Source organism: Parafrankia sp. EUN1f (assembly GCF_000177675.1).
In the GTDB taxonomy this organism is placed as follows: domain Bacteria; phylum Actinomycetota; class Actinomycetes; order Frankiales; family Frankiaceae; genus Parafrankia.
On the sequence record NZ_ADGX01000383.1, the window covers coordinates 1 to 784 of the forward strand.

The 784-nt window shown below is 67.3% G+C and carries 1 protein-coding gene; it reads left to right on the forward strand.

What is annotated here, in order from left to right; genetic code table 11:
* A partial coding sequence (locus FREUN1FDRAFT_RS39235) for a polyketide synthase (RefSeq protein WP_006546020.1) occupies nucleotides 1-784 on the forward strand: 784 nt, incomplete at both ends.

Below are 784 nucleotides of genomic sequence, written 5' to 3' on the forward strand. Positions count from 1 at the left end.
CCGGCGTTGACGGTGGATACGGCGTGTTCGTCGTCGTTGGTGGCGTTGCATGTGGCGGTGCGGTCGTTGCGGGTGGGGGAGTGTTCGTTGGCGTTGGTGGGTGGGGTGACGGTGATGTCGACGCCGGTGGGTTTTGTGGAGTTCTCTCGGCAGGGTGGGTTGGCGGTGGATGGTCGGGTGAAGGCGTTTGGTGAGGGTGCGGATGGGACGGGGTGGGGTGAGGGGGTGGGGGTTGTGGTGGTGGAGCGGTTGTCGGTGGCGCGGGAGCGGGGTCATCGGGTGTTGGCGGTGGTGGGTGGTTCGGCGGTGAATTCCGATGGTGGTTCGAATGGTTTGACGGCGCCGTCGGGGGTGGCGCAGGAGCGGGTGTTGCGGGCGGCGTTGGTGGATGCGGGTGTTTCTGCGGATGGGGTGGATGTGGTGGAGGGGCATGGGACGGGGACGCGGTTGGGTGATCCGATCGAGTTGGGTGCTTTGTTGGGGGTTTATGGGCGGGGGCGGGGTTCTGGTCGGTCTTTGTTGGTGGGGTCGGTGAAGTCGAATATTGGTCATACGCAGGCGGCGGCGGGTGTGGCGGGGATTGTGAAGGTGGTGGAGGGGTTGCGTCGGGGGGTGGTTGCGGGGTCGTTGCATGTGGGGGTGCCGACGTCGCGGGTGGATTGGTCGGTGGGTGGTGTGGAGGTGGTGCGGGAGGCGGTGCCGTGGCCTGAGGTGGTGGGTCGGGTGCGGCGGGCGGGGGTGTCGTCGTTCGGGATGTCGGGGACGAACGCGCACGTCATCCTCG